The 25,212-nt window shown below is 66.4% G+C and carries 29 protein-coding genes; 12 read left to right on the forward strand and 17 right to left on the reverse strand.

Features of this window, described 5'->3' with window-relative positions; genetic code table 11:
- Positions 1-123: 123 nt before the first annotated feature.
- The 17 genes from ACSFCA_RS21815 to fliF form a co-directional block, all read right to left on the reverse strand.
- Entirely contained in the window at positions 124-438 is a 315-nt protein-coding gene (locus ACSFCA_RS21815; protein WP_435461162.1) for a hypothetical protein, read from the reverse strand.
- Between the two features lie 345 nt (positions 439-783).
- Complete coding sequence (locus ACSFCA_RS21820; protein ID WP_435461163.1) at positions 784-2,196, reverse strand: amidase; 1,413 nt, start codon at positions 2,194-2,196, stop codon at positions 784-786.
- A 14-nt stretch (positions 2,197-2,210) separates the two neighbouring features.
- Positions 2,211-3,002, reverse strand: a complete 792-nt coding sequence (locus ACSFCA_RS21825) for a transporter substrate-binding domain-containing protein (RefSeq protein WP_435461164.1) — start codon at positions 3,000-3,002, stop codon at positions 2,211-2,213.
- Between the two features lie 77 nt (positions 3,003-3,079).
- A complete protein-coding gene (locus ACSFCA_RS21830; protein WP_435461165.1) occupies positions 3,080-3,763 on the reverse strand; it encodes a GntR family transcriptional regulator in 684 nt (227 codons plus the stop codon).
- Between the two features lie 96 nt (positions 3,764-3,859).
- Positions 3,860-4,645, reverse strand: a complete 786-nt coding sequence (gene fliR, locus ACSFCA_RS21835; protein ID WP_435461362.1) for a flagellar biosynthetic protein FliR — start codon at positions 4,643-4,645, stop codon at positions 3,860-3,862.
- Positions 4,646-4,678: 33 nt separating this feature from the next.
- Positions 4,679-4,948: a flagellar biosynthesis protein FliQ gene (fliQ, locus tag ACSFCA_RS21840; RefSeq protein WP_093178182.1), complete on the reverse strand. Its 270-nt coding sequence runs from the start codon at positions 4,946-4,948 to the stop codon at positions 4,679-4,681.
- A gap of 10 nt (positions 4,949-4,958) precedes the next feature.
- Positions 4,959-5,720, reverse strand: a complete 762-nt coding sequence (fliP, locus tag ACSFCA_RS21845; protein ID WP_435461166.1) for a flagellar type III secretion system pore protein FliP — start codon at positions 5,718-5,720, stop codon at positions 4,959-4,961.
- Positions 5,717-6,133, reverse strand: coding sequence for a flagellar biosynthetic protein FliO (gene fliO, locus ACSFCA_RS21850; RefSeq protein WP_435461167.1), 417 nt, complete (start codon positions 6,131-6,133; stop codon positions 5,717-5,719). Before fliO ends, fliP begins: the two co-directional genes overlap by 4 nt.
- The gene (fliN, locus tag ACSFCA_RS21855; RefSeq protein ID WP_258353386.1) at positions 6,130-6,582 is read right to left on the reverse strand and encodes a flagellar motor switch protein FliN; all 453 of its coding nucleotides are present in this window, start codon (positions 6,580-6,582) and stop codon (positions 6,130-6,132) included. The genes fliO and fliN overlap by 4 nt, the downstream gene beginning before the upstream one ends.
- Complete coding sequence (fliM, locus tag ACSFCA_RS21860) at positions 6,575-7,576, reverse strand: flagellar motor switch protein FliM (protein ID WP_093058551.1); 1,002 nt, start codon at positions 7,574-7,576, stop codon at positions 6,575-6,577. Before fliM ends, fliN begins: the two co-directional genes overlap by 8 nt.
- 27 nt (positions 7,577-7,603) lie before the next feature.
- The gene (fliL, locus tag ACSFCA_RS21865; protein WP_258353387.1) at positions 7,604-8,116 is read right to left on the reverse strand and encodes a flagellar basal body-associated protein FliL; all 513 of its coding nucleotides are present in this window, start codon (positions 8,114-8,116) and stop codon (positions 7,604-7,606) included.
- A gap of 152 nt (positions 8,117-8,268) precedes the next feature.
- Positions 8,269-9,681 carry a flagellar hook-length control protein FliK gene (locus ACSFCA_RS21870; protein WP_435461168.1) on the reverse strand — a complete coding sequence of 471 codons (1,413 nt, stop codon included), beginning with the start codon at positions 9,679-9,681 and terminating at the stop codon, positions 8,269-8,271.
- Positions 9,682-9,723: 42 nt separating this feature from the next.
- Entirely contained in the window at positions 9,724-10,179 is a 456-nt protein-coding gene (gene fliJ / locus ACSFCA_RS21875; RefSeq protein WP_258353389.1) for a flagellar export protein FliJ, read from the reverse strand.
- Positions 10,176-11,639, reverse strand: coding sequence for a flagellar protein export ATPase FliI (gene fliI, locus ACSFCA_RS21880; RefSeq protein ID WP_435461169.1), 1,464 nt, complete (start codon positions 11,637-11,639; stop codon positions 10,176-10,178). Before fliI ends, fliJ begins: the two co-directional genes overlap by 4 nt.
- A 5-nt stretch (positions 11,640-11,644) precedes the next feature.
- Entirely contained in the window at positions 11,645-12,433 is a 789-nt protein-coding gene (gene fliH, locus ACSFCA_RS21885) for a flagellar assembly protein FliH (RefSeq protein WP_435461170.1), read from the reverse strand.
- A complete protein-coding gene (gene fliG, locus ACSFCA_RS21890; protein ID WP_093058557.1) occupies positions 12,420-13,418 on the reverse strand; it encodes a flagellar motor switch protein FliG in 999 nt (332 codons plus the stop codon). Before fliG ends, fliH begins: the two co-directional genes overlap by 14 nt.
- Positions 13,411-15,147, reverse strand: a complete 1,737-nt coding sequence (fliF, locus tag ACSFCA_RS21895; protein ID WP_435461171.1) for a flagellar basal-body MS-ring/collar protein FliF — start codon at positions 15,145-15,147, stop codon at positions 13,411-13,413. The genes fliG and fliF overlap by 8 nt, the downstream gene beginning before the upstream one ends.
- Before the next feature lie 285 nt (positions 15,148-15,432).
- On the opposite strand from fliF, the gene fliE reads away from it, so the two are divergent.
- The 12 genes from fliE to motB all read left to right on the forward strand — a co-directional run bounded on the left by fliE (position 15,433) and on the right by motB (position 25,191).
- Entirely contained in the window at positions 15,433-15,756 is a 324-nt protein-coding gene (gene fliE / locus ACSFCA_RS21900) for a flagellar hook-basal body complex protein FliE (RefSeq protein WP_093077280.1), read from the forward strand.
- A 175-nt stretch (positions 15,757-15,931) separates the two neighbouring features.
- Positions 15,932-17,590 (forward strand): FliC/FljB family flagellin, encoded by a 1,659-nt coding sequence (locus ACSFCA_RS21905; RefSeq protein WP_258353393.1) that lies wholly within the window; start codon positions 15,932-15,934, stop codon positions 17,588-17,590.
- Between the two features lie 181 nt (positions 17,591-17,771).
- On the forward strand, positions 17,772-18,134 hold the full coding sequence (locus ACSFCA_RS21910) for a flagellar protein FlaG (RefSeq protein WP_258353394.1): 363 nt from the start codon (positions 17,772-17,774) through the stop codon (positions 18,132-18,134).
- A 55-nt stretch (positions 18,135-18,189) separates the two neighbouring features.
- On the forward strand, positions 18,190-19,635 hold the full coding sequence (gene fliD, locus ACSFCA_RS21915; RefSeq protein WP_435461172.1) for a flagellar filament capping protein FliD: 1,446 nt from the start codon (positions 18,190-18,192) through the stop codon (positions 19,633-19,635).
- Between the two features lie 30 nt (positions 19,636-19,665).
- Positions 19,666-20,085 (forward strand): flagellar export chaperone FliS, encoded by a 420-nt coding sequence (fliS, locus tag ACSFCA_RS21920; RefSeq protein ID WP_258353396.1) that lies wholly within the window; start codon positions 19,666-19,668, stop codon positions 20,083-20,085.
- Positions 20,086-20,115: 30 nt separating this feature from the next.
- Complete coding sequence (locus ACSFCA_RS21925) at positions 20,116-20,448, forward strand: flagellar protein FliT (protein ID WP_258353397.1); 333 nt, start codon at positions 20,116-20,118, stop codon at positions 20,446-20,448.
- A gap of 34 nt (positions 20,449-20,482) precedes the next feature.
- Positions 20,483-21,778 carry a flagellar hook-length control protein FliK gene (fliK, locus tag ACSFCA_RS21930; RefSeq protein ID WP_435461173.1) on the forward strand — a complete coding sequence of 432 codons (1,296 nt, stop codon included), beginning with the start codon at positions 20,483-20,485 and terminating at the stop codon, positions 21,776-21,778.
- Positions 21,775-22,050 carry an EscU/YscU/HrcU family type III secretion system export apparatus switch protein gene (locus ACSFCA_RS21935; RefSeq protein ID WP_258353399.1) on the forward strand — a complete coding sequence of 92 codons (276 nt, stop codon included), beginning with the start codon at positions 21,775-21,777 and terminating at the stop codon, positions 22,048-22,050. Before fliK ends, ACSFCA_RS21935 begins: the two co-directional genes overlap by 4 nt.
- 322 nt (positions 22,051-22,372) lie before the next feature.
- Positions 22,373-22,747: a flagellar transcriptional regulator FlhD gene (gene flhD / locus ACSFCA_RS21940; RefSeq protein WP_258355248.1), complete on the forward strand. Its 375-nt coding sequence runs from the start codon at positions 22,373-22,375 to the stop codon at positions 22,745-22,747.
- A complete protein-coding gene (gene flhC, locus ACSFCA_RS21945; protein ID WP_093058567.1) occupies positions 22,744-23,331 on the forward strand; it encodes a flagellar transcriptional regulator FlhC in 588 nt (195 codons plus the stop codon). Before flhD ends, flhC begins: the two co-directional genes overlap by 4 nt.
- A gap of 79 nt (positions 23,332-23,410) precedes the next feature.
- Positions 23,411-24,271, forward strand: coding sequence for a flagellar motor stator protein MotA (gene motA / locus ACSFCA_RS21950; protein ID WP_258353400.1), 861 nt, complete (start codon positions 23,411-23,413; stop codon positions 24,269-24,271).
- Between the two features lie 44 nt (positions 24,272-24,315).
- Complete coding sequence (gene motB, locus ACSFCA_RS21955) at positions 24,316-25,191, forward strand: flagellar motor protein MotB (RefSeq protein ID WP_435461174.1); 876 nt, start codon at positions 24,316-24,318, stop codon at positions 25,189-25,191.
- Positions 25,192-25,212 lie beyond the last annotated feature (21 nt).

Below are 25,212 nucleotides of genomic sequence, written 5' to 3' on the forward strand. Positions count from 1 at the left end.
TAGATCGCAGCGTATTCGCTGATATCACCGCAATGGGTCGCTGCCGGTTCCGTAGACGCCGACCCAAGCTTTCTTGAACTCTGTTGGACTGACGCAGCCGAGCATCGACAACCTTGAAGGTGCTCATCGAACGCCGCCTTCACTCAACGCAACACGCAATGACTGAACCGTGGTGTCGGCTATTTCAATCCGCCGCCGCAGTTCCTCATTGACCACCCGCACCAGCGCGCCGAGTTCGGTGCGGGTCGGATAAACCTCTTCCGTGTCATTCACGCCCTGTGGAACGATGAGTTTCTCGAGGCCGGCATACGCACGCTGCACCTCGTGAAGACTGTCGATGTCATCGCATGCCTGCAGCGCAAGCGACTCAACGCTGGCGGCTTCAGAAGAGTCGGGAAGTGATTGAACGTGCGCGGATGCGCGAGCGGATGCAGCCATGAATGGCCTCCAAGGGTTTCGGTTTGCTGAAACCGACGCACTCAACGCCAATTGAGGGCGGCGGCTCGACGGGTTGGCGTACCGGGAAACCACTTGCGTGAAACCGGCCGGGCTCGCGCCCGCCCATCGAGCCGCCAAAACTGGAGGCACGAACGACGAAGCCGCAGACCCTGCGGGGTGACTGCGGCTTTCGTCGCAGTGATTTCAGCGGGACGCCAATCCCGATCACGCCTGTTTTTGACATGACGGGCGCAGTATAGCCACGCAGACATCTGCGATCGAGAGGAGCGCGATGCCCCTACGGCCCGCAGTTCCAACCCAAATACCGGGTGGAACCTCCTCATTTCAGCCCGTTGAGTGAAAGCCTTCGTCCCACAGCGCAGGCCATGGAAAGGCCTCCTCATACTGCATGGCCAATGCCAGCAGTTCGGCATCGCGGCCGGCCGATGCGACCAGCTGAATGCCAGTCCGCAGGCCCTCTGCATGCGCGCTTGGCAGTGCAATGGCCGGCAGGCCCGCGGCATTGGCGAAGGCGGTGAAGACGGCATGCCCGCGCGGGCCGACTTCCGTGTCCGCTATCCGCTCGGGGTGGCTTTGCTCGCAGGGCCAGGGCAGGGCGGCCGTCGCCGGTGTGAGGATGAAGTCGTAGCGGGCGAAGACGGCTTCCATCTGTCGCTCGAGCTCACGCACTTCCGCCAGCACGTCGAACAGGCCGGATGCATCGAGCTTCAGGCCGGCGTCGAAATTCGCCTGCGCGACCGCGCCGCAGAGTGAGAGATCCGGGTGAACGCCATCGGGCAACCTGAACTCGGGCCACTGCCATGCGCGCTGGAGCATCCAGGCGAGCCCTGCATTGGAAAGCGTTGGCCACAGCGCGTTGATCGCCTCCGACCAGTTCACCTGCTGCTGTGCTTCGTCCACCGCGTGCCCCAACGCGGCGAAACCCTCGGCCGCGCGACGCACCGACGCGGCAATGTTGGGGTCGACGGCATGGGTGCCGAAGCGGGGCACGAAAAGAATGCGAGACGGCGAGGGCTGGCTGGCCTCCAGGCGCGATCCCGCTATCGTCGCCGTCAGATGCTGTACGTCTTTCACGCAGCGACCGATTCCGCCGGCCACTTCGTAGTCGAGGAATATCTCGGGCAAGCCGCACTCCCTGCGCACGAGGCCACGCGAAGGCTTGAACCCCACAAGACCGCAATGCGATGCAGGCCGGCGGATGGAGCCGCCGCCATCGGTAGCCAGGGCCAGCGGCCCCAGGCCCGCCGCGACTGCCGCTGCGGCACCGCCCGACGATCCGCCCGGCGTCAGCGCGGTGTCCCAGGGGTTGCGGGTGGTGCCGTGCAGGGCGTTGGAGGTGTAGCCCTGCATCGCGAATTCAGGCAGGTTCGATTTGCCGAACAGCACGGCGCCTGCCGCGCGCAGGCGCGCCACGGGCAGCTCGTCGTGCGATGCGACAAAGCCCTGCAGCAGCTTGCTTCCCCACGACGTGGGAAGACCCGCGACGTGCATGTTGTCCTTGACGCTCATTGGCACGCCGTCGAGCGGGCCCAGCGGCCGGCCGGTGGCCCAGCGTGCCGCGCTGGACGCCGCCGCGCGCAGTGCGCCTTCACGGTCGACTGCAACGAAGGCGTTGAGCGACGGCTCGCAAACCTCGGTGCGTGCCAGGCACGCCTGCAGCGCGTCGAGGGGCGTGAACAGCTGCTTTGCGTACCCAGCGGTCAACTGCGCCGCACTGAGGCGCCATGGCTCGTTCATGTCGTGGGCGCGCCTTACTGCGGCAATTCGCCGGCGGGGCGGCCCAGCCACTTGACAGCCAGCTTGTCGAGTTCGCCGCTCTTCTTCGCATCGAGCAAGATCTCGTTGACCTTGAGCCGCAGCGCGTCCTCTCCCTTGGCCACGCCGACGAAGTTCGGGGAATCCTTCAGCACGAACTTGAGCTCGCTCCCAAGTTGCGGGTTCTTCGCCATCATGGTGCTCGCCACCTGGGCGCTGGTTGCCACCAGCTGCGTCTGTCCGGCGACAAAGGCCGAGATGGTCGCGTTGTTGTCCTCGAAGCGGCGCAACTCCACGGAGGCCGGTGCCACCTTGGTGAGTTCTGCGTCGTCCACGGAGCCGCGCGTGACGGAGATGGACTTGCCCGCGAGCTCAGCCGGCGCCTTCACGGGCAGCGTCTTCGGGCCGAACACGGCGATGAAGAAGGGCGAGTAGGCCACGGTGAAGTCGATGACTTTCTCGCGCTCCGGGTTCTTGCCCAGCGTGGAGATCACGAGGTCGGCCTTCTTGGTCTGCAGATAAGGGATGCGGTTCGCCGTCGAGACCGGAATCAATTCGACCTTGGCGCCGAGCTTGCCGGCGATCAGCCGCGCGACCTCGATGTCCAGCCCCTGGGGTGCCATGTCCGGGCCGACCGAGCCGTAGGGCGGAAAGTCGGTGGGAATCGCGATCCGGACCGTCTTGCTCTTCGTGATCGTGTCCAGCGCGCTCTGTGCGTGCGAGGCGCCGGCGGCGAGAAAGGTGAGGGCGGCTGCGAGGCCGAGGGAAAGGTGGCGTTTGCTGAACATGATGGCGTGCTCCGAGGTTGGGATGGGCGTTGAGAAGAAGTCGGCAGGGAAATCGGGGGCGCGTGGCAGGGGATGCTTCACCGGGGCGCAGACAGCGGCGTGAGCGCGAGCCGCAGCCCGGCCAACGGGTCGGGCGTCTGGTCAGCGGGCACCTGCAGCTTGAGTTGCCAGGTCGACAGGTGGGCGAAGACGCGCTGTTCGGCCAGGGCCATGTCGCCGGCTTCCAGCGCCTCGACGATGGCGCTGTGCTCGCTGAAGGAGTGCGCAGCCTCGTCCTGCGACTGGTAGCGCAAGGCGATCAGCATCGTGCGTGCGGTGAGGTCGCGAACCGCGGCCGCGAGCACGCTGTTCCCCAGGCATTCGGCCAGGCAGACGTGAAAGTCTCCCAGCAGGAAGCTGCGCGCTCCCACATCGGTGCCTTCGACCGCTTCGCGCTGACGCTTCAGGTGCGTGCGCAGCCGCTGCAGCGCCTTGGAGGCCAGAGGCTTGCTGCACCGGATGAGGCCGGTCTCGATCACGAGGCGCGCGTCGAAGGCGGCCTGGGCCTCCTCCTGGGACAGCTCGACCAGGTACCACCCGCGACGCGCGCTGGCCTTCACCATGCCGCGGACCGACAAGGTGGTGAGCGCTTCGCGCACCACCGCGCGCGGTGCATCGAAGAGATCGCACAGTTGCTGTTCGCCGAGGCGGGCACCCGGTGCCAGCTTCTTGGCGAGGACGGCCTCGACGATGCGCTCGCTGATGTCGATGGAAGATGGCATGCATCTGGTCAAGCAGATCCCATGCCAACTGATTAATCAGTTTGATGCACCAGTTTGGATCTTCATGCGATCCGGGTCCTTTGCATCACCTTCGAATCAAGGCCGCAACCCCTGCGTAACCCGCAGCATGTTGGCAATGGCCTCCCCGAACCGCGGCTCCAGAAACGCCCCCAGATTCGGCATCAACAGCTGCATCATGAAAATCCCCGCCAGCAGCGTCAGCGGGAACCCCACCGCGAAGATGCTGAACTGCGGCGATGCGCGGTTCAGGATGCCCATCGCCAGGTTCAGCGTAAGCAGCGCGGTAATCAGCGGCAACGCCAGCATCAGCCCGCTGGCAAAGATGTCGCCCCCGGCCAGCACCAGAAACATCCACCCACCAGACGCAAGCGGCGCATCGGCAATCGGCAGTGTGTGAAAGCTCTCTGCCAGCGCATTCACCATCAGCAGATGCCCGTCGAGCGCCAGAAAGATCAGCATCGCCAGCATGTTCAGCAGGCGCGACACCACCATGGTGCTGCCATGGCTCATCGGGTCGAAGAACGATGCGAACGACAAGCCCATCTGCAGGCCGATGTATTCGCCCGCGGCCAGCACGGCGGTGAACACCAGCCGCACGGTGAAGCCCATGGCCACGCCGATCAACACCTGCTGCACGATGATCCACACGCCACCTGCGGACACCACCGGCACCGTGGGCAACGGCCCGATGGTGGGCGAGATCACGAAGGCCAGCATGGCGGCAATGGCCACTTTCACGGGCCGTGGCACCCATGCTTCACCGAAGATCGGCGCGGTGCTCACCAGCGCGAGCATGCGCACAAAGGGCCAGAGAAAGGCCACCATCCAGCCCTCGAGCTGGGCCGAGGTGACCGAGATGATCGACGGGGTCACGTCAAATCACGTTACGTCACGTCACGCCAGCATCTGCGGAATGCCGGCGAACAGCGCGCGGATGTAGTCGAGCATGCGGTCGAGCATCCATGGCCCTGCAATCACCAGCGTCGCGAACACGGCGAGCAGCTTGGGAATGAAGGACAGCGTGGCTTCGTTGATCTGCGTGGCTGCCTGGAAGATGCTCACGATCAGGCCGATGACCAGTGCCACCAGCAGCAGCGGTGCGCCGATGAGCAGCGAGATTTCCATGGCCCTGTAGCCCATGGTCATGACGGATTCGGGGTTCATCTCTGCGTACCTAGAGGTAGAAGCTTTGCGCGAGCGCGCCTATCAGAAGTTGCCAGCCGTCGGCCAGCACGAAGAGCATGAGCTTGAAGGGCAGCGCGATGGAAGCGGGCGGCACCATCATCATGCCCATGGACATCAGCACGCTGGCCACCACAAGGTCGATGATGAGAAACGGTATGAAGATGGTGAAGCCGATCTGGAACGCGGTCTTCAGCTCGCTGATGACGAAGGAGGGCAGCAGTATGCGCAGCGGCACGTCTTCGGGGCCCTGCATCTCGGGCACCTTGGCGAGCCGGGCGAACAGGGCCAGGTCGTTCTCGCGGGTCTGCTTGAGCATGAATGTCTTGAAGGGCGCAATGCCGCGCTCCAGCGCGGTGTCGACGCTGATCTTGTTCTCGGAGAAGGGCTTGTAGGCCTCGTTGTAGGCCTTGTCGAGCACCGGTGACATCACGAAGAAGGTGAGGAAGAGCGACAGCCCCACCAGAATCTGGTTGGGTGGCGAGGTCTGCGTGCCGATGGCGGTGCGCAGCAGGCCCAGCACGATGAGGATGCGCGTGAAGCTGGTCATCGACAGCAGCAGCGCGGGCAGGAAGGTGAGCGAGGTCAGCAGCCCCATGGTCTGCACGCTCAGCGACCAGGTCTGGCTGCCGCCGGGGCCGGGCGTGCTGGTGATGCCGGGCAGGCCCTGAGTCCATGCAACGGCGGGCAGCAGCGTGGCGGCGAGCAACAGCAGCGCGGCGCGCAAGCCGCGGCGCAATGCGGGGTTCTTCATGGGGCAGGACGATGCGGCTTGCCCGAGAGGGCTTCGCGCAGCTTGCGGGCGAAGAGTTCGACGGGTGTGGGTGCGACCGAGGACGACGCCGGCGCTGCAGCAGCCGCATGGGCCTGTGCCGGCAGCGTGTGCAGTGTGTTGACCTGGCTCGGCGTGACGCCCAGCACCAGCCAGGTGTCGCCCACTTCCACCACGACCACGCGTTCGCGCTGGCCGACTGCGGCGCTCGACACCACTTTCACCAACTGACCGCTGCCCAGGCGCTGGAGGCCGAAGCGCCGCGCCAGCCAGGCGCACAGAAAAATCAGGCCGACCACCGCCGCCATGCCGAAGCCGGCCTGCAGCAGGCCCGAGGCGCCGACGGCGGCCGGAGCCACGTCGTGAACGGGCGTGGGCACGGTGGGAAGGCTCATGCGCGCGCGAGCTTCTGCATGCGCTCGGAGGGCGTGACGATGTCGGTCAGGCGAATGCCGTACTTCTCGTTCACCACCACCACCTCGCCTTGCGCAATGAGGTAGCCATTGATCAGCACGTCCAGCGGCTGGCCGGCCAGGCCGTCGAGCTCCACCACCGAGCCCTGCGACAGCTGCAGCAGGTTCTTGATGGTGATGCGCGTGCGGCCGATCTCGGCGGTGAGCTGCACCGGCACGTCGAGCACGCGCGCGATGTCCACCGGCGTGGAGGACGAGTGCGCGGGAGGCGGTGCGTCCTGGATCTGCTGGAAAACCTGCGCGGTGGCGGGCGCGAATGTGGGTGCAGGGGCGGGTTCGGCGGCGGCAGGGGCCGAGGCGGCCGTCTGCTCGGCCAGGGCGCTGGCCCAGTCGTCCGCGTCGCTGCTGCCGGAAGAGGTGTTGTCAGTCATGGTCGTTCTTCAAATCGCTGTCTTGGTGGGAGATCATGTGTTGCACGCGCAGCGCATAGCGCTCGTTGGAGGTGCCGTAGCCGCACTCCATCACCGGCACGCCGCCGACCTTGGCGACGACCGTCTCGGGCAGCTCGATGGGAATGACGTCGCCGATCTGCAGCTTCATCACTTCGCCCAGCGTCGATGGCATGGTCACGAAGTCGGCCACCAGCTCGACGTCGGCGGCCTGCATCTGGCGCGACATCTGCTTGACCCAGCGCTTGTCTACCTCGACCTCGTCCTGGATCGGGTTGGACAGCAGGTCGCGGATCGGCTCGATCATCGAGTAGGGAATGCACACGTGCAGGAAGCCGCCGACGGGGCCGAACTCGATCTGCAGCGTGGTGTTGATCACCACCTCGTTGGGCGCGACGATGTTGGCGAGCTTGCCGTGCATCTCGGCGCGCACGTAGTCAAAGTCGAGCGGAAACACCGGCTGCCATGCGTCGCCATAGCACTGCAGCGACAGGTCGAGCAGGCGCTTGATGATGCGCTGCTCGGTGCGCGTGAAGTCGCGGCCTTCCACGCGCACGTGGTAGCGGCCGTCGCTGCCGAACAGGTTGTCCACCACGAGAAATACCAGCTTCGGGTCGAACACGAAGAGCGCGGTGCCGCGCAGCGGCTTCATGTGGATCATGTTGATGTTCGCGGGCACCGGCAGGTGCCGCACGAACTCGCCGTACTGCTGAATTTGCACGGGCCCCACCGAGATGTCGGGGCTGCGGCGCATGAAGTTCAGCAGCGCGCCGCGCAGGCCGCGAGCAAAGCGGTCGTTGATGACCTCCAGCGTGTGCATGCGGTTGCGCACCACGCGGTCGGGCGCACCGAGGTCGTAGGCCGGCAGGCCGTCCTTCGGCGGTGCGGGGGAGGCCGCCTGGTCGAGGTCTCCGCCGGTGACGCCTTGCAGAAGCGCATCGACCTCGTCCTGGGAGAGCACCTGTTCATACGCCATGGATCGCTTGTCCGAAGGAAGAGGTGGTCACTGCACGACGAACGTGTTGAAAGAGACGCTGGAGATGCCCAGTTCGGGCGTGTCCGGCGCGAGCGGTGTGCTCAGCGCCTTGCGGATCTCCTCGGCCAGCTTGGCCTTGTCTTCCGGCGCCACCACCGATTCGGGCGCGCGGTTCGACAGCAGGAGCAGCAGGCGGCTGCGCACTTCGGGCATGAATTCGACGAGCTGCGCCTTGGTCTGCTCGTCGCGCACGCGCAGCGCCATGCCGATCTGCAGGAAGCGGCCGCGGCCTTCCGACTGCAGGTTGACGGTCAACGGCTCGAGCGTCAGGAAGATGGGCTTCTCGGGTGTCGGCGCCTTGGCCGTTTCGGTGGAGGCGGTGCCCATGAAGCGGGGCAGGAAGACATACGCGGCCGCGCCGCCGGCAGCGATCAGGCCGACGGCGATCACGATTCCGATCAGCAGCTTCGAGGAGCGGCGTGGGGCCAGCGTTGCGGAGATGGCCGGTGCGACAGTTGCGGCGGGTGATGAGGTAGCCATGGTTAAGCGGTTTTTCTTGTCCGATCTATTCTTTGCGAAGTCCCTCGCTGACGAACGGCCGAACAAGCGCACAAAGGCGTTTCATATCCGTTCATTGCGGGGCGCCGCACAGGGCGCCGTCGCGGGCGGGGGCGTGTATGTGTTGCCGGGCCTCAGGCGAAGGTGTCCACCCCTGCTGCGTTGCTGGAAGCACCCGCGCGCACGACGGCCAGGGGCGCCACCGGAGCGCTGGCCGTGGTGCGGCCCGCGCCGGGATACGGGGAGGCTGCCTGCTGCCGCGCGGCGTTCTGCTGCTGTTGCTGGCTTTGCTGCTGTGCGAAGGCGGCGTCGTTGCCGAAGGGCTGGCGGTTTTCCGCGCCGACCGAGGTCTGGCCCAGCGTGATGCCTTGCTCCGACAGCGAATTGCGCAGCTGCGGCAGCGCGGCCTCGATGGCCTTGCGCACGCTCTCATGGGCCGATACGAACATGGCCTGCGCCTGGTTGTCGCCCATCGACAGCGTCACCTTGAGCGGGCCGAGACCAGCGGGGTTCAGGTTGAGTTCGGCCGTGTGATTGCCGCTGGTGCTCATGCGCGCCAGCTGCTGGCCGAGGGCCGGCGCCCATTTGTCGCCGCCGACTTCGGGGGCGATGGTGTGCACGGGGGCGCGTGTGGCTGCCGTGTCGTTTGTGCCGTCTGATGAAGCGGTTGCTATCGCGGCGGGCTGCTGGAGCGCGATGGGTGCCACGGGTGGCTGGGCGTCCGTGTCGCTGGCGGTCGCGGCTGCCACTGCCGCAATGGGCGCGGCCTTGGCTTGCGCATCGTCGGCCGCCTCCGGTTGCTGCGCAGCGCTGGCCAGTTGCTCGGCGGTGGTGGCGCTCACGGGCGTGCGCGCTGCTGCGCCGCGGCCGGTCGCAGCGGTGCCGACTGGCGAACCGGCGGGGGCGGATGCGGGCTTCGCGATGCCGACGGACATGGTCTGTGCCGCGATGGCGGCACGGGCAAGTTCGTGCAGCGAGGTGGCCGGCGCGGCGTTGTCCTGGAGAGGCGCGGCCGACAGGGCGGGCGTCGCCGGCTTCGCTGCGGCGTCTTTCGAGGCCACGGCGGTTTCGGGTGCGGCCGATGCATCGGCGACGGCCGCATCGGCACCAAGCACCTTCGCGGCAGCGGTCTGCAGAGCGGGGTCCAGCGGAATGTCTGCTGCTGTACCGGCGGGCGCCGTTGCGGCGGTGGCATCGGCTGCGCCTTCACCTTGCTGCTGTTGAGCAGAGCGCCCCGCGAGCGTCAGCGCGTGCAGTGGCGTGTGCGCCGTCGCGAGAAAGGCGAGGTTCGGGTCCGCGGGCAGCGCGTCTTCTTTCTTCGTGTCTTCATCCGCGCCGGGCTTGCGCACAGGCTTGCGGTCGATGGTGGCGACATCCTGCGCGCCGTCTTTCGGCGTCGCGTCGGCGCGGTTGCCGTTGTTCGCACGCGAGCGCTCCAGCGCCGCGCCGAAGCTGCGGCCCTGGTCTTCGTCAGCGCCGCGGTTGCGCACGCCGGCTTGCGCAGCCGTCTGGCTGGTGGCGTTCGTCATGACGGGGGGCGTGATCATGGGAGTCATGTCGGTTCCTGCGTGGAAATTCAATCAGGGGACTCAAAGAGTCGGGTGCGAGGCGCGGTCGAAGAACTTGCGCGCCGAGCGCTCGTCGCTGTCGCGCTGCTCGCGCTTGGCCTCGGCCATCATTTCCTGCATGCGCACGCGCTCGGCCAGCGTGTCGAAGGAGCTCAGGCGGCGCTTCTGCTGCTGCCAGTCGGTGCGGCCGGTGTCGAGCCGGGTCTCGGTCTGCGCCGCGATGGCGCGCTGCTGCTCGATGGCGCCGTCCAGCGTGCCCAGAAAGTTGCGGTAGTTGCGCCACTGCGACGAGGGCAGGCCGTCGCGCATCAGCGCATCGAGCTGGTCGTGATAGTCCTGCCGGTACTGCAGCAGCAGTTCGAGCTTCTGGCTGGCGTTGAGGTGCGCGTTCTGCAGCGCGCCCAGGCGCCGTGCGGCGTCGTCGGTCTGCGTATGCGCCAGGTCGATCAGCATGCCAAGGGGGAGCTTGCGTGTCATGTCTTGAATCTTTGTGTTGTTGTCGTCGTGGATGCGCGCTGTTCGGGCGCGAACAGGCCTTCGAGGTGCCCAATCGACTCGGCATAGCCCGCGCGTTCGTCCATCGACTGCTGAAGGAAGCCTTCGATGCGCGGGTACATCGCAATGGCCTGGTCGAGCTGCAGGTCGTGCCCGGGCGCGTAGGCGCCCACGCTGATCAGGTCGCGGTTGCGCTGGTAGCGCGAGAGCATCTGCTTGAAGCGGCGCACCGAGTCGTACTGCGAGGACGGAATCAGCGCGGTCATGGCGCGGCTGATGGAGGCTTCGATGTCGATGGCGGGGTAGTGCCCGGCCTCGGCCAGCGTGCGCGAGAGCACCACGTGCCCGTCGAGAATCGCGCGCGCCGAGTCGGCAATCGGGTCCTGCTGGTCGTCGCCCTCGGACAGCACCGTATAGAAGGCGGTGATCGAGCCGCCGCGTCCCTGCGCATCGCGCGCGCCGTTGCCCGCGCGCTCCACTAATGCCGGCAGCTTGGCGAACACCGAAGGCGGATAGCCCTTGGTGGCGGGCGGCTCGCCCACGGCCAGCGCAATCTCGCGCTGCGCCATCGCGTAGCGAGTGAGCGAGTCCATGATGAGCAGCACGTCTTTGCCGCGGTCGCGGAAGTATTCGGCCAGGCAGGTCGCATAGGCCGCACCCTGCAGGCGTAGCAGCGGCGAGTTGTCGGCAGGCGCGGCCACCACCACCGCGCGGGCCAGGCCTTCTTCGCCCAGCGTGTTCTCGATGAAGTCTTTCACCTCGCGGCCGCGTTCGCCGATCAGGCCGACCACGATGACTTCGGCGCTGGTGTAACGCGCCATCATGCCCAGCAGCACGCTCTTGCCCACGCCGGAGCCGGCGAACAGGCCCATGCGCTGGCCGCGGCCGACGGTGAGCATCGCGTTGATGGCGCGCACGCCGACGTCGAGCACCGAGTCGATGGGCGCACGCGACAGCGGGTTGACGGGCGGCGAGCTCAGCGGCACCTTGCGCGCAATGTCGAGCGGACCGAGCCCGTCGAGCGGACGGCCGGCCGCATCGACCACGCGGCCGAGCATGCCTTCGCCCACGGGCAGGCGCTTGGTGTGTGCGTTGCCGATCATGCCGGCTGCGTCGGGCTCCGGCGAGCCGGGCCGCGCGAACACGCGCGCTCCGGGCACGAGGCCTGCCACTTCGGTCTGCGACATCAAGAACAGGCGGTCACCAGCAAAGCCCACGACCTCGGCTTCGGCGTGGCGCTGCGGATGGCCGGGCGGCAGTTCGATCAGGCAGTCGCTGCCCACGGGCAGTTGCAGGCCCACGGCTTCGAGCACCAATCCGACGGCGCGTGTGAGGCGACCCGAGGCAATGGTGGTCTCGCAATGCGCGACGTTGGCGCGCGCCTTCTCCAGCGCAGCGCGCACCGATTGCAGATGGGCGTTGGGGGCGGCGGTGGTTTGCATGGGCGTCAGAGCGAGTCGGCCTGCCCGTCGGCGTCGCCGTGCAGCGAGGCGGTCACGCGTTTCCAGCGCGTGCCGAGCGTGCCGTCGAGTTCACCGGTGGCGGACTGCACGCGGCAGCCGCCGCGCGCGATGGTGTCGTCTGCGCGCACCTGCCAGCCGGCTGCTTCGATCTCGTTGCCCAGGCTGTTCTTCACCAGTGCCACGTCATCGGGGTTCAGCAGCAGGCGCGGCTCACCGCGCAGCGCGGGCTCGGTGTTGAGCAGGTCGCGCACCACGGGCAGCACCCATTCGGGCTCGGCCTTCAGCGTGCGGTGCACCACCTGGCGGGCCACGTCGAGCGCGAGCGCGAGCACGGCCTGCGAAAGCTCTTCTTCTGCGCGGCGCAGTGCATCGGGCAGCGACTGGGCCAGCGCGCGCAGGCGTTCGGCATGCACGCTGGCGGCTGCGAGGCCGGTGGCCAGCCCTTCGGTGTGGCCGACCTTGCGGCCTTCAGCGAGGCCGGCGGCGCGGCCCTCGGCCTCGCCGTCTATGCGGGCTTCCCTGCGGATGCGCGCGATGTCGGCAAGGTCGACCCTGGGTGCGGGCGGTGCAGGTGGCGGGCCGTTGCGTTCAGCACCCTTGCGGCTGGCGGGCGCCTTGCCGTCGATGGTGCCCATCTCCCAGCGCTCCCAGGCCGAAAGCGTGGGCGATGGGGCGGGCTTCGGTCCGGCCGCCGCATGGCGCGCGGCGGCATGGATGGCGGCAAGCCGTTCGCGCGACTCGCCGAAGGCGCCGTTGGTGTCAGACGAAGTCATCGGTGCCAGGCGCCGCGATCACGATTTCGCCAGCCTCCGCCAGACGGCGGGCGACTTGCAGGATGGCCTTCTGCTCGGTCTCGACCTGCGACACGCGCACGGGGCCGCGCAGCTCCATGTCTTCGCGCAGCGTCTCGGCGGCGCGTTGCGACATGTTGTTGAGGAACTTGTCGCGCAGCTCCATCGGCGCGCCCTTGAGCGCGATGATGAGCGAGTCGGACTCGATGTCCTTGAGCAGGCGCTGGATGCTGCGGTCTTCCAGGCCCAGCAGGTTCTCGAACACGAACATCTCGTCGACGATGCGCTGGGCCAGCGCCTCGTCCTGCTCGCGCACATGGGCGATGGCTTCTTCTTCCACGCCGGTGCTCATCAGGTTGACGATCTCGGCCGCGGTGCGCACGCCGCCCAGGCGGCTGCGGCGCACGCCCTGGCCCGCGAGCATTTCGGTGAGCACGTCGGTCAGCTCGTTCAGCGCCGACGGCTGCACGCCGCCGAAGGTGGCCACGCGCATGATCACGTCGTGGCGCAGTCGCGCCGGCAGCTTCTCCAGCACTTCCGATGCCTTCATGCGGTCCAGGTGCACGAGCAGCGTTGCCAGGATCTGCGGGTGCTCGTCGCGGATGAGCTCTGCCACTTCGCCGGCTTCCAGCTCGTTGAGCCGCTCGATGCCGCCGTGCGGCTCGTCGGGCTGCAGGATGTCTTCGAGCAGGTTGCTGGCGCGGTCGTCGCCCAGCGCCTTCTTCAGCACGGCGCGGATGTAGCTGGTCGAGCCCAGGTGCAGGGCCGAGAGCTGCTCGGTCTCGTGGCGGAATTCGGAGAGTACGGCGGCCAGCTCGTCCTTGGAGACGGAGCTGAGCTTCGACATTGCAAGGCCCAGCGCCTGCACCTCGGAGGTGGGCAGCTGGTGCAGCGCGGCGGCGGCGCGGTCTTCGCCCAGCGCCATCAGCAGGATGGCGCTTTTGCGGGTTCCCATTTCGCTATTCATCGTTGTGCATCCAGTGCTGGATCAGGGTGGCCACCAGCTTCGGGTCTTTGTCCGCGGCCTGGTGGGCGTATTCCATGTCGGCCTTGCGGCGGTTGGCCTCGCGCTCGCGCAGGCTTTCGTCGGGAGAGGGCGCGTTCGGGTCTGGCTCTGCGGCTGGTGCGAAGGCGGGGCCGGTGGATGCCGCAGCCGCAGCCGGGGGAGCCAGGTGCCGGCGCATCAGCGGGCGCAGCACGGCGAACCAGGCGAAGAGCGCGATCAGGGCGTACAGCAGGTACTGGCCCGCCGTCTTGCCAAGCTCGATGTTCTCGCGGTCGCGCCAGAACGGCACCTCGGGTGCGGGGGCGCTGTCGGCGTCGCGGGCGAAGGCGCTGTTGACCACGTTGAGCGAGTCGCCGCGATCCTGGCTGAAGCCCATGGCCTCCTTCGCGAGGTTGCGGATCTGCTCCAGCTCGGCCGGGGTCAGCGCGCGGCTGCTGCTCTTGCCCGATGCATCCACCGCATCGCGGTTGTTCACCACCACGGCGACCGACAGGCGCTTCACGCCGCCGGCGGCCTGCTGCACGTGGCGAATGGTGCGGTCGAGCTCGTAGTTGGTGGTGGTGTCCTTGCGCGTGCTGCTCGGGCCGGTGGGGGCGGTGCTGGCCGTGGAGGCCGCCACGCCCGGTGCACCCGGAGCGCCGGGTGTTCCTGGCGCGGGCGGCGTGCCCGGGGCGTTCGGCGCGCGCGGGCCGGTGATCGGCGCGGTCGGGTTTACCGGAGGCTGGTTCGACAGCGCGCCCGGCACGCCGCCGGGCTGGCCGCCGCCGTGCTGCGCCGATTCGCTGCTCTGCTGGCTGCGGATGGCGACCTGCGTCGGGTCCTGGTTGGGCTTGTATTTCTCGTCGGTGTGCTCGACCACCGAGAAGTCGATGTCGGCCGCCACCTGCGCGCGCACATTGTTCGTGCCCACGATGGGCTGCAGGATCGCCTCGATGCGGCGGATGTAGCCCTGCTCGATCTCCTGCGCGTACTTGAGCTGGCTCACGTCCAGCCCGCGGTCGCCGCCGCGCGCCGAAGACAGCAGGTTGCCGCGCTGGTCGACCACGGTCACGCTCTTGGCGTCGAGGTCGGGCACGCTGCTGGACACCATGTGCACGATGGCGCTGACCTGGCCTTCGTCGATGCTGCGTCCGCGCGCCAGCGCGAGCACCACCGATGCCGATGGCTTCTTCTGGTCGCGCACGAAGAGCGACGGCTTGGGCAGCGCCAGGTGCACGCGGGCCGATTCGATGGCGCCGATGGATTCGATGGAGCGCGCCAGCTCGCCTTCGAGGCCGCGCTGGTAGTTGACCTGCTCGGCGAACTGGCTGGTGCCGAACTTCTGGTTGTCCATCAGTTCGAAGCCCACGCCGCCCGCCTTGGGCAGGCCCTGCGCCGCGAGCTTCAGGCGCGTCTCGGCCACCTTGTCGCCCGCGATCAGGATCGCGCCGCCGCCGTCGGCGAACTTGTAGGGCACGTTCATCTGCTGCAGCGACGCGATGATCGCGCCGCCGTCGCGGTCCGACACGTTGGTGTAGAGCACCTTGTAGTCGGGCCCGCGGCTCCAGAGCATGAACGCGGCAGCGGCGGCCACCAGGGCCGCGCCTCCGATGATCAGCGGCAGCCGGGGCTGTGCGCGCATGCGGTCCAGTAGCGCAGGCTGGCCGTTGCCGGCCGCAGGCAAAGCACCCGCGGGCGCCGCCGTGCTCATGGGTGCACCTTCGTCGTGGCGGTTGCCGTTGCCATGGTGGGAGTGGAGATTCGGTGTAGAGATTTCATTCCGGATGGCCCGTGATGTCGTCCGCGGCCTGTTCGTTTCGCCGACGATTGTCAACAGTCACCCGGAATTCGAATGCCCGAACAGCCGGGGTTTTTGCCCTCAGTTGCGCGCTTGAATCGGGGTCTTCCCTTGATACGCTGCAAGCAGGCAGGAGGGCTTTTGTCCCTCCATGTCAAGTCACGCAGAAGTCTTCAAACAAAGGAAGAGGGATCTCCCATGTCGATCAGTGCCATCGAATCCGTCCTGCAGCAGATGCGCGCCACCGCGCTGCACACGGGCATTGCGCCCGCGGCCGCTGCCGGTACGCCGGTCGAAGCCGGCGGTTTCGCAGCCGAGCTCCAGCGCTCGCTTTCCAACATCAGCGGCGCGCAGCAACAGGCCTATGCGCAGGCCGAGTCGTTCGAACTGGGCAAGCCCGGTGTCGCGCTCAACGACGTGATGGTCGACCTGCAGAAGGCCAACGTCGCGTTCCAGACCGGGCTGCAGGTGCGCAACCGCCTGGTGACCGCCTATCAGGAAGTGATGAACCTGCAGGCCTGAGGGGGAGGGTTGGTGGTGTGGGCCGCCTGTGCAACTTTTTTGTACGTGGCCCTAAAGGTTCGTGAGACCCCGCCGATAACCAAGTCAACGATGGCTTGAGTCTCACAGTGGAAGCGGGTCCAGCGTTACGGCCGAAGGCCGGAGTCCACAACCTTTTTTCAATCAGGAGTCGAACATGGCGCAAGTCATCAACACGAACAGCCTCTCGCTGGTCACGCAAAACAACCTCAACAAGTCGCAGTCGGCGTTGAACAGCGCCATCGAGCGCCTGTCTTCGGGCATGCGCATCAACAGCGCCAAGGATGACGCTGCCGGCCAAGCCATTGCCAACCGCTTCACGGCCAACATCAAGGGCCTGACGCAAGCAACGCGCAACGCCAACGACGGCATCTCGATCGCTCAGACGACCGAAGGCGCGCTGACCGAAGTCAACAACAACCTGCAACGCATCCGCGAACTGTCGGTGCAAGCCGCCACGGGCACGAACTCGGCCAGCGACCTGGACTCGATCCAGTCGGAAATCGGCCAGCGCCTGGACGAAATCAACCGCGTGTCGGAACAGACCCAGTTCAACGGCGTGAAGGTCCTGTCGGCCGACGCCGGCAAGCTGACCGTTCAAGTCGGCGCGAACGATGGCGAAACCATCGACATCGACTTGCAAGAAATCAGCGCCAAGACCCTCGGTCTGGACGGCTTCAACGTCAACAACACCGGTTCGAAGAACAAGAGTGCAACGGCTTCCGACCTGCTGGTCGCTGGCTTCACCGCAGGTGCCACCACGAACGGCATCACGGCTTACAGCCGCACGCTGACCACGGCCGCCAACGGCGCTACGGCCAATGACGTGTTGGCCAAGATGCAAGACGGCGGCACGGTCTCCATGACCGGCGGCGCAACCTACACCTACAGCGCAGCTACCAAGAGCTACACCGCCACGGAAGCTGCACGCAGCCAGGCCAACACGCTCGCTTCGCTGACCCCGGCAGCCGGCACCAGCGTGACCGCCACGGTCAAGCTCGGCACCCGTTCGATGGACGTCAAGATCGACAGCAACGGTGCAATGACCGACGCTGCCGACGGCTCGGCCCTGTACCTCGACGCTTCGAAGAACCTGACCAAGACGGGCACCGGCACGACGACCGCCGCCACGCTGTCGGCGGTGCTCGAGCAAGCCACCGGCATGTCCGCTACCGGCGACTCGATCACCATCGGCGCAACCGGCGCTTCGTACACGGTGGTGACGGCAGCTGCCGGCGCCAGCACCTTCGCGGTTGCCGGCGAGCGCGCCACGGCCGACCAGGTCGCAGCCAAGATCAACGCTGGTGCAGGTTCCATCGACATCGACGGTGCTGGCGCCACCACTGCCTACGCAGTGGCAGCAGCCGGCGGTGCCGTGACCGGCGCCTATATCGGCGTGAGCGGCCTGACGACGACCGCTGCTGAATCGATCAACCTGAACGCCAACGGCGTGGTGACCGATTCGCAAGGCAGCACCGTGTATGCCGATTCCACCAAGCCCGGCAAGCTGACGACCAATGCCGTCAGCGACGCAAAGTCGACTGTCGATCCGCTGAAGGCCCTGGACGCCGCCCTGTCGCAAGTCGACAAGCTGCGCAGCTCGCTGGGTGCGGTGCAAAACCGTTTCGACTCGGTGATCGCCAACCTCGGCACCACGGTGACCAACCTGTCCTCGTCGCGTTCGCGCATCGAAGACGCTGACTACGCCGTTGAAGTGTCGAACATGACGCGCGCCCAGATCCTGCAACAAGCAGGTACCTCGGTGCTGTCGCAAGCCAACCAGACCACGCAAGGCGTGCTGTCGCTCCTGCGTTGATCGACAAGGTCTAGTTAGTTAGTCAGAACAGAAGCAAAGGAATGCCGGGCCCCTCCCGCAAGGGTGGAGTCCGGCTGGCGCAGGTTCCCGGGGAAAGCCGGGGCCGCCTGCGCTGTCCTCTGCGGCCATGCCCCAAGGGATGAGGCCGCAGAGGACAGCGAACCAGCAAAACAAGGTGGAAATGATGTTGAACCCCGTGCCGGCTAACCCCGTGATGGAGAACCAGTGGACGCAGCTGCTCGTCGGCGGCGCCGCGGCCGTGCGGGGCCTGGTGGCCGGTGCGAAGGGCGATGCCGCGGCCGACGCGAAGGACGACGCGACACCCGTGCAGGTCGAGCAGGCAGTGCGCCAGGTGAACGAAGCGTTCGCGCTGCGCGAGGTCGGGCTGCAGTTCGAGGTCGACAAGGACACCGACAAGGTCATCGTCAAGGTGGTGGATCGCGTCAGCGGCGAGGTCATTCGCCAGATTCCCAATGAAGACGTCGTGCGCATCGCGAAGCTGATGAGCGACGGCAACGGCCTGCTGGTGGACCACGCGGCCTGAGACCGCACCAGATTCTTCATTCGTAGCAGAACACCCAATTCAGGAAAGCTTTCACATGGCAACCATCAGCAGCCTCGGCGTCGGCTCCAACCTCGACCTTGCCTCCTTGCTCACGCAGCTCCAGACCGCCGAGAGCCAGCCCCTGGTGGCGCTGCAGGCGAAGGCCAAGAGCTACACGAGCAAGCTGTCCGCCTACGGCACGATCCAGAGCGCGCTCAGCACGCTGCAGACGGCCGCCAAGAAGCTGGGCGACCCGACGCTGTTCCAGAGCGTGACCGGCACGCCGACGGTCAGCGGCATCCTGTCGGCATCCGCCACGGACGTGAGCGCGGCCGGCAACTACACCATCGACGTGTCGCAGCTCGCGCAGGCGCAGACCGTGATTACCGCGGGCCAGGTCGACACCAAGACCGCGATCGGCAACGGCAAGATCACCATCGACTTCGGCGCGATCACGGGTGGCACGCTCAACGCCACGACCGGCCAGTACACCGGCGCCACTTTCACCGCGGATGCGAGCCAGACCGCGAAGTCGATCACCATCGACCCGACCAACAACACGCTGGAAGGCATCCGCAACGCGATCAACGGCGCCAGTGCCGGCGTGACGGCCACCATCGTGAACGACGGCAGCGGCTCGCCCAACCGGCTTGTGCTGACCTCCACGCAGACCGGCGAGAAGTCGAGCATGCGCATCTCTGTCGACGGCGACGCGGCGCTGCAGAACCTGCTGAACAACGACCCGGCCGGCACGCAGAACCTGAAGCAGACGGCAGCGGCGCAGAACGCCAAGCTCAACGTCAACGGCATCGACGTCACCAGCGCGAGCAACACCGTGAAGGAAGCCATCCAGGGCGCCACGCTGACGCTGGTGAACACCGGCAAGACCGGCCTGTCGATGAAGGAAAACACGGCCGGCGTGAAGACGGCCATCAACGACTTCGTGAAGGCCTACAACAGCCTGCAGAGCACCGCCAAGACGCTGACCTCATACGACGCCGACACCAACACCGCCGCCGCGCTGGTGGGCGACAGCACGCTGCGCAACCTGCAGACGCGCATTCGCCAGGCGCTCACCACGCCGCAGGCCGGCGGCACCAACGACATGAAGGTGCTCACCGAGATCGGCGTGGCCTTCCAGAAGGACGGCACCCTGGCCGTGGATTCCGACAAGCTCGACAAGGCCCTCGCCGACAACCTGAAGGGCGTGGCAAACCTCTTCTCGAGCGCCACCGGCAGCACGGCCGGCTACGGCAAGCAGATCGACGCGATGGTGGACGACCTCAACACCGGCGCCCTGAAGGTGGCCAGCGACGGCGTGACATCGACGATCAAGCAGCTTGACGACCAGTACGACGCGATGCAGTTGCGGGTGGACGCCGCGGTGGACCGCTACCGCACGCAGTTCAACCAGCTCGACGTGTTGATCAACAAAATGAACAACACCAAGACCTACCTTACGCAGCAGTTCGAAGCGCTGACGAACAGCAGCAGCAAGTAAGTCAGAAGACGCAGACCGGAGCACCAGCCGATGTACACCCCCCACAACATGCGCACCGGCGCCGGCGCTTATGCGCGCGTCGGTGTGGAAACGACCGCGATGAGCGCGTCGCCGCACCAGCTCATCGTGATGCTCTTCGATGGCGCGAAGACCGCCATCGGCATGGCCCGCCACCACATGGCGGCCGGCGATATCGAAGCCAAGGGCAACGCGATCTCCAAGGCCATCGGCATCGTCGACAACGGCCTGAAGGCCGCGCTCGATGCCCAGGCAGCCGGCGATGCCGGCGCCGAACTCGTGCGCAACCTGTCGGCGCTGTACGACTACATCGTGCAGCGGCTGTTCCGCGCCAACCTGCACAACGACGTGCAGGCCCTGGACGAGGCCGACCGGCTGCTCGAGAACGTCGCGTCCGCCTGGCGGGAGATCGACGACCGGGCTCGCAGCTGAAATGCAACCGCAAAAATGAGACAGGACAACATGGCATTCCGGAGTGAGGTCGTTCATTGCTACGAGGAGCTGGCAACCAGCATTGCATCGATGCTGGTGCTGGCACGCGCCAAGGAATGGGGCCGGCTCCCCGCGCTCGAAGAGCGTTGCGCGGCCATGGTCGAGCGATTGCGCGCCATCGAACCGTTCGAGACGCTGGATTCGATGCAGGTCGAGCACGTGCTCAATTTGCTCGAACGCATCCGCTCGGACCAGGCCGAGGTGTCGGGCCTCATCAAGCCGCAGATCGAAGACCTGATCGGCCGGATGGGGTACCTCACCCAGCAGAAGAACCTCGGCAGAGCCTACGGGCCGCCGCACTGAGCGCGGCCCGAACAAACGCCGAAGAAGCCGCACCATGACTGCACTCGCCGGACTACTCGATGCGCTGCTGGCCGCAAGGCTGGCGCCGCGGCTCGACGTGCTGGGCATCAAGGCGGAGGTCGTCATCGGCGCGCCGGGGCCGGCCGTGCCTGTCGGCAAGGTCGACAACGACGTGCGGCTGCCTTCCAACGCCGCGCTCGACCGGCAACTGCCGGGCGCGACAGCCGGCGGCGCGGCGCATGCGGGTGCGGGTGCGACGCCGTCGGTGGCCATGCGGCTGTCGGTGGCGGCGCGCGTCATCGGCGCGGTGCTGGCCGACCTGCAGGCGCAGCCGGGACCGGTGCGCGGCACGGCGCCGCTGCTGTCGTCGCGCGGGCAGCCTGCCAGCGCCGCGGCGTTGGCAGGCGCGCTGGCGCAGACGGTGTCGGACAGCGGTCTCTTCTATGAGTCGCATCTGGCGGAGTTCGCAGCCGGTGGCCGCACGCTCGCGCAGATGACGCAGGAGCCGCAGGCGCGCTGGTCGGCGCCGGTGGCTGCGAGGTCTGATGTGGCGACATTGGCAGCTTCCGTGGCTGCGGTTGCGCAGGGGCCGGCCTCTGTGACCTCCGTGGGGGTGTCTGGTGTGTCGCCGGCGCTCTTGGTGCAAGCCATGGTGGTATCGGTACCACAGGGCGATGCATTCCGCACTGTTGAGAATGCGCCCGTGCCGCAGGCGCCCGCTACCGATGCGCAGCCACAGGAAGCCGCACGCTCCGCACAAGACCCGGCCCAGGCTCCCGGGCAAGCCGTCGCGAACGATGCCGCGCGCGTGCAGGCGGCTTATCGCCAACCCGAAAGCGCGCAGGTCGGCGGCATGCTCGATTCGATGTCCGCGCATCGTGCCGGCGAATCCGCACGCCAGGCCGACAGCGCAGCTGTCGCATCGGCATCGCGCGGCGCAGAAGTGATCCATCCGCAAGCCGTCACGATCGTGCATCAGCAGCTCGACCTGCTGGCCAGCTCAGTCTTCCGCTGGAGCGGCCAGGCCTGGCCCGATGTGCCGATGAGCTGGTCCATCGAGGAAGAGCAGGCGCAGCAGCGCGATGGCGCCGCGGTGCAAGAAGAGGGCACGCGCCGCTGGTCGACCACGGTGTCGCTGGCGCTGCCGCGACTCGGCGAAGTCGATCTGCGCCTGAGCCTCGAAGGCCCTGCCGTGCAAGCGCATCTCTTTGCGCGCGAGACCGCCACCATGGCACGCCTGCGCGGCGACACGGGCCGGCTCGTGAAGCGCTTCGACGCAGCGGGCCTGCGGCTGCAGCAAGTGCAGGTCATGGCGAAGGCGGCCGCATGAACGAAGTGCTCGACAACCGCAACAGCGCCGTCGCGCTTTCGTATGCGGACAAGACACGGGCCCCGGTTGTCGTGGCCAAGGGCTATGGCGTGGTGGCCGAATCGATCATGCGCGAGGCGCGCGAGAACGGGCTGTACGTGCATTCGTCGGCCGACCTCGTGAAGCTGCTGATGCAGGTCGACCTCGACCAGCAGATTCCGCCGCAGCTGTACCTCGCGGTGGCCGAGGTCATGGCGTGGGTCTACGGCCTCGAAGGTCGCGCAGGCGACTAATTGAACAACGAATCAATGGCAAATCATGAATACGGATATTCATGCAAGAGATTTATCAGTGAATCAAAACAAGGCCATAGTATTTATTGATTCGATAGCTCCGATGAATAAATTACTGCCCAAAACCCCACGATTGGAACAACTTGTTACGTGATTGTGTAACGCCTATGACCCTCACTCTCCGTGGGGACAAGTGGCGTTCCTGTCAGACGCTTCCTACCTTTTTTGCCCTCCTGTCATACAAAACGCTTCAACATGTAAAACTTTGTGTATATAATGTATACACGATTGATAGGAGCACGAAGTGAGCTTTGAATCGGAAATGGAATCAGACGTGGAAAATTGCAATATCACCGCAAGCGGCGTGATTTCGAGAGAAATCGGCGAGCTGAATCTGGCCTATATGCTGCTGGCGCAGAAGCTGGTCAAGCAGGACAAGGCCGAGGCCATGTTCCGCCTGGGAGTGGGGCGCGAGCTTGCCGATCTGCTGGCGAACATGTCGCTCAGCCAGATCGTGAAGCTGGCTGCTTCCAACTTCCTGCTGTGCAGCTTCCGCCTGGACGACCGACCGATGTTCGCGGTGGTCGGCGAGGGCAAGGAGCCGGCGCTGCAGCAGGCGCATATGTCGATCCTGATGGCCGCGCGACAGGCGCAGGCCCAAGCCCAGGCGCCGATGCGCGGAGCGAGCGCGGCGTGAGCAGCAAGAGCGTTCTGGGCGAGGTCCGGCAGGTCCAGCTCGCGATCGAGCTGATCGGTCTCGGCGCCCGGCTGCAGTTCCTGGAGGCGGCAGTCAAGCTGAGCCGGGAGCGCCTGATACGCCTCTACAAGGAACTCAAGGGCGTCTCTCCGCCCAAGGGCCTGCTGCCGTTCTCTACCGACTGGTACATGACGTGGCTGGCCAACATCCACTCGTCGATGTTCTACAACATCTACCGCTTCATGCTCGACGAAGCCGACGAGAACGAATTGCCCGCGCTCATCAAGGCCTACCGCCTCTACACCGAGCAGGTCGAGTCGCAAGGCGGCGAGGTGGTGCTCGACTTCACCCGCGCCGAAACCATGGTGCGCTTCTTCGACAGCGACATGCTGCAGCTGAGCACCTGCAGCCGCTGCGGCGGCCACTTCGTGGCCCATGCACATGACAACAAGAACGGCTATGTGTGCGTGCTGTGCCGCCCGCCTTCGCGCGCGGGCAAGGCGCGCAAGCCAAAGCTGTCCGAGGTGCGCCGGGGTGGGCTCGTCGCCGTGGCGCCGGTGCTCGACATCGGCGGCGCCGTCTAGGGAAAAAGTGCCCCACGCCTGCGGTGTCCGGAGGCTCGGGGTTTGTTGAATCGACGCCGCAGGGCGATAGGGGAAGCGCGTGCTGGTTCTGGCTGGATATCTCGTGGTGATAGGTGCCGTGTTCGGTGGCTACGGCCTCATGGGCGGGCACTTCGGCGTCCTGTTCCAGCCGGTGGAGTTGCTCATGATCGGCGGCTCCGCGCTGGGCGCGTTCATTGCCGGCAACAACGGCAAGACCATCAAAGCCACCATCAAGGAGCTGCCGCTGCTGCTGCGCACTTCCAAGCACAACCGGCAGCTCTACATGGACCTGCTGGCGCTGCTGTACGAGCTGCTCGCCAAGGCTCGCAAGGAAGGGATGATGAAGCTGGAGTCCGACGTGGAAGACCCGGCCCAGAGCGAGATCTTCATGCGCTACCCGAGCATCATGGCGCACGAGGGCATCACCGTCTTCCTGTGCGACTACCTGCGCCTGGTCATCAGCGGCAACACCGACGCGCACGAGATCGAGGCGCTGATGGACCACGAGATCGAAACCATCCGCCATGAGGCTGAAGTGCCCGGCCACAGCCTTTCGCGCGTGGGCGACGCGCTGCCCGCGCTGGGCATCGTCGCCGCCGTCATGGGCGTGGTGCACGCGCTCGCCTCGGCCAACCTGCCGCCTTCGGAGATGGGCGCACTCATCGCCCACGCGATGGTGGGCACCTTCCTCGGCGTGCTGCTGGCCTACGGCTTCGTGTCGCCGCTGGCCTCGCTGATCGAGCAGAAGGTGGAAGAGGGCATGAAGATCTACCAGTGCGCCAAGGTCACGCTGCTGGCCAACCTCAACGGCTATGCGCCGCAGCTCGCGGTGGAGTTCGGCCGCAAGGTGCTGTTCTCGACCGAGCGCCCGTCGTTCTCCGAACTGGACAGCCACGTCCGCGAAGTCAAGGCGCGCTGACGCGTCCCGCGCGGCGAGCGAAAACAGCGAACGAGCGAACGACCATGAGCGAAGGCAAGCCACGGATCATCATCAAGCACGTCAGCAAGGGCGGCGGTGGCGCCCATCATGGCGGCGGCTGGAAGATTGCCTATGCCGACTTCATGACCGCCATGATGGCTTTCTTCCTCGTGATGTGGCTGCTCTCCATCTCGAGCCCGAAGCAGCGCGAAGGCATTGCCGAGCACTTCCGCATGCCGCTGCGCGTGGCGCTGAACGGCGGAGAAAAATCCAGCCTCAGCACCAGCATGATTCCCGGCGGCGGTGCCGATCCGATGCACGTCGAGGGCGAGGTCAAGCTCACCGAAACGGCCAGCGAGGACGAGGCTGATGCCGCCCGCCTGGCCGACATGAAGAAGAAGATCGACCAGCTGATCGAGAAGAGCCCGGTGTTCCAGCAGTTCCGCTCGCAGATCCTGATCGACATCACCACCGAGGGCCTGCGCCTGCAGATCGTCGATACCGAGAACCGCCCGATGTTCGAGCTGGCCAGCGCCCACGTGGTGCCGCACATGCGCGCCATCCTGCGCGAGCTGGCGCCCGCGCTCAACGGCCTGCCCAACAAGATCACGCTGTCGGGCCACACCGACGCCATCGTCTACACCAACGACCGCTCGTACGGCAACTGGGAGCTGTCGTCCGACCGCGCCAACGCCTCGCGGCGCGAGCTCGTGGCCGGCGGCATGACCGAGGACAAGGTGCTGCGCGTGATCGGCCTGGCCGACAGCATGCACCTGGACAAGGCCGATCCGCGCAACCCCATCAACCGGCGCATCAGCATCATCCTGCTCAACCACCGCACGCAGGAGCGCATCGAGCGCGAGAACAGCGTCGAGCCTGCTGGCACGCGCATCGGCAAGGCGGCCGCGAAGGCGTCGTAACAACAAAACAACAAGAGCTCA

The organism is Variovorax multivorans, from assembly GCF_051216835.1.
GTDB lineage: Bacteria > Pseudomonadota > Gammaproteobacteria > Burkholderiales > Burkholderiaceae_C > Variovorax.

Bases quoted from the DNA above. Each gene is read 5' to 3' on its own strand.
- fliE (WP_093077280.1), top strand. From the start codon at position 15,433: ATGTCGATCAGTGCCATCGAATCCGTCCTGCAGCAGATGCGCGCCACC.
- ACSFCA_RS21820 (WP_435461163.1), bottom strand. From the start codon at position 2,196: ATGAACGAGCCATGGCGCCTCAGTGCGGCGCAGTTGACCGCTGGGTAC.
- fliD (WP_435461172.1), top strand. From the start codon at position 18,190: ATGGCAACCATCAGCAGCCTCGGCGTCGGCTCCAACCTCGACCTTGCC.
- fliN (WP_258353386.1), bottom strand. From the start codon at position 6,582: ATGACTGACAACACCTCTTCCGGCAGCAGCGACGCGGACGACTGGGCC.
- fliM (WP_093058551.1), bottom strand. From the start codon at position 7,576: ATGGCGTATGAACAGGTGCTCTCCCAGGACGAGGTCGATGCGCTTCTG.
- ACSFCA_RS21815 (WP_435461162.1), bottom strand. From the start codon at position 438: ATGGCTGCATCCGCTCGCGCATCCGCGCACGTTCAATCACTTCCCGAC.
- ACSFCA_RS21870 (WP_435461168.1), bottom strand. From the start codon at position 9,681: ATGATCACGCCCCCCGTCATGACGAACGCCACCAGCCAGACGGCTGCG.
- fliO (WP_435461167.1), bottom strand. From the start codon at position 6,133: ATGAGCCTTCCCACCGTGCCCACGCCCGTTCACGACGTGGCTCCGGCC.
- fliQ (WP_093178182.1), bottom strand. From the start codon at position 4,948: ATGAACCCCGAATCCGTCATGACCATGGGCTACAGGGCCATGGAAATC.
- ACSFCA_RS21910 (WP_258353394.1), top strand. From the start codon at position 17,772: ATGATGTTGAACCCCGTGCCGGCTAACCCCGTGATGGAGAACCAGTGG.
- fliS (WP_258353396.1), top strand. From the start codon at position 19,666: ATGTACACCCCCCACAACATGCGCACCGGCGCCGGCGCTTATGCGCGC.
- fliP (WP_435461166.1), bottom strand. From the start codon at position 5,720: ATGAAGAACCCCGCATTGCGCCGCGGCTTGCGCGCCGCGCTGCTGTTG.
- fliK (WP_435461173.1), top strand. From the start codon at position 20,483: ATGACTGCACTCGCCGGACTACTCGATGCGCTGCTGGCCGCAAGGCTG.
- fliG (WP_093058557.1), bottom strand. From the start codon at position 13,418: ATGAATAGCGAAATGGGAACCCGCAAAAGCGCCATCCTGCTGATGGCG.
- fliF (WP_435461171.1), bottom strand. From the start codon at position 15,147: ATGAGCACGGCGGCGCCCGCGGGTGCTTTGCCTGCGGCCGGCAACGGC.
- flhD (WP_258355248.1), top strand. From the start codon at position 22,373: ATGGAATCAGACGTGGAAAATTGCAATATCACCGCAAGCGGCGTGATT.
- fliJ (WP_258353389.1), bottom strand. From the start codon at position 10,179: ATGACACGCAAGCTCCCCCTTGGCATGCTGATCGACCTGGCGCATACG.
- fliI (WP_435461169.1), bottom strand. From the start codon at position 11,639: ATGCAAACCACCGCCGCCCCCAACGCCCATCTGCAATCGGTGCGCGCT.
- ACSFCA_RS21830 (WP_435461165.1), bottom strand. From the start codon at position 3,763: ATGCCATCTTCCATCGACATCAGCGAGCGCATCGTCGAGGCCGTCCTC.
- ACSFCA_RS21905 (WP_258353393.1), top strand. From the start codon at position 15,932: ATGGCGCAAGTCATCAACACGAACAGCCTCTCGCTGGTCACGCAAAAC.
- fliL (WP_258353387.1), bottom strand. From the start codon at position 8,116: ATGGCTACCTCATCACCCGCCGCAACTGTCGCACCGGCCATCTCCGCA.
- ACSFCA_RS21925 (WP_258353397.1), top strand. From the start codon at position 20,116: ATGGCATTCCGGAGTGAGGTCGTTCATTGCTACGAGGAGCTGGCAACC.
- fliH (WP_435461170.1), bottom strand. From the start codon at position 12,433: ATGACTTCGTCTGACACCAACGGCGCCTTCGGCGAGTCGCGCGAACGG.
- ACSFCA_RS21935 (WP_258353399.1), top strand. From the start codon at position 21,775: ATGAACGAAGTGCTCGACAACCGCAACAGCGCCGTCGCGCTTTCGTAT.
- motB (WP_435461174.1), top strand. From the start codon at position 24,316: ATGAGCGAAGGCAAGCCACGGATCATCATCAAGCACGTCAGCAAGGGC.
- ACSFCA_RS21825 (WP_435461164.1), bottom strand. From the start codon at position 3,002: ATGTTCAGCAAACGCCACCTTTCCCTCGGCCTCGCAGCCGCCCTCACC.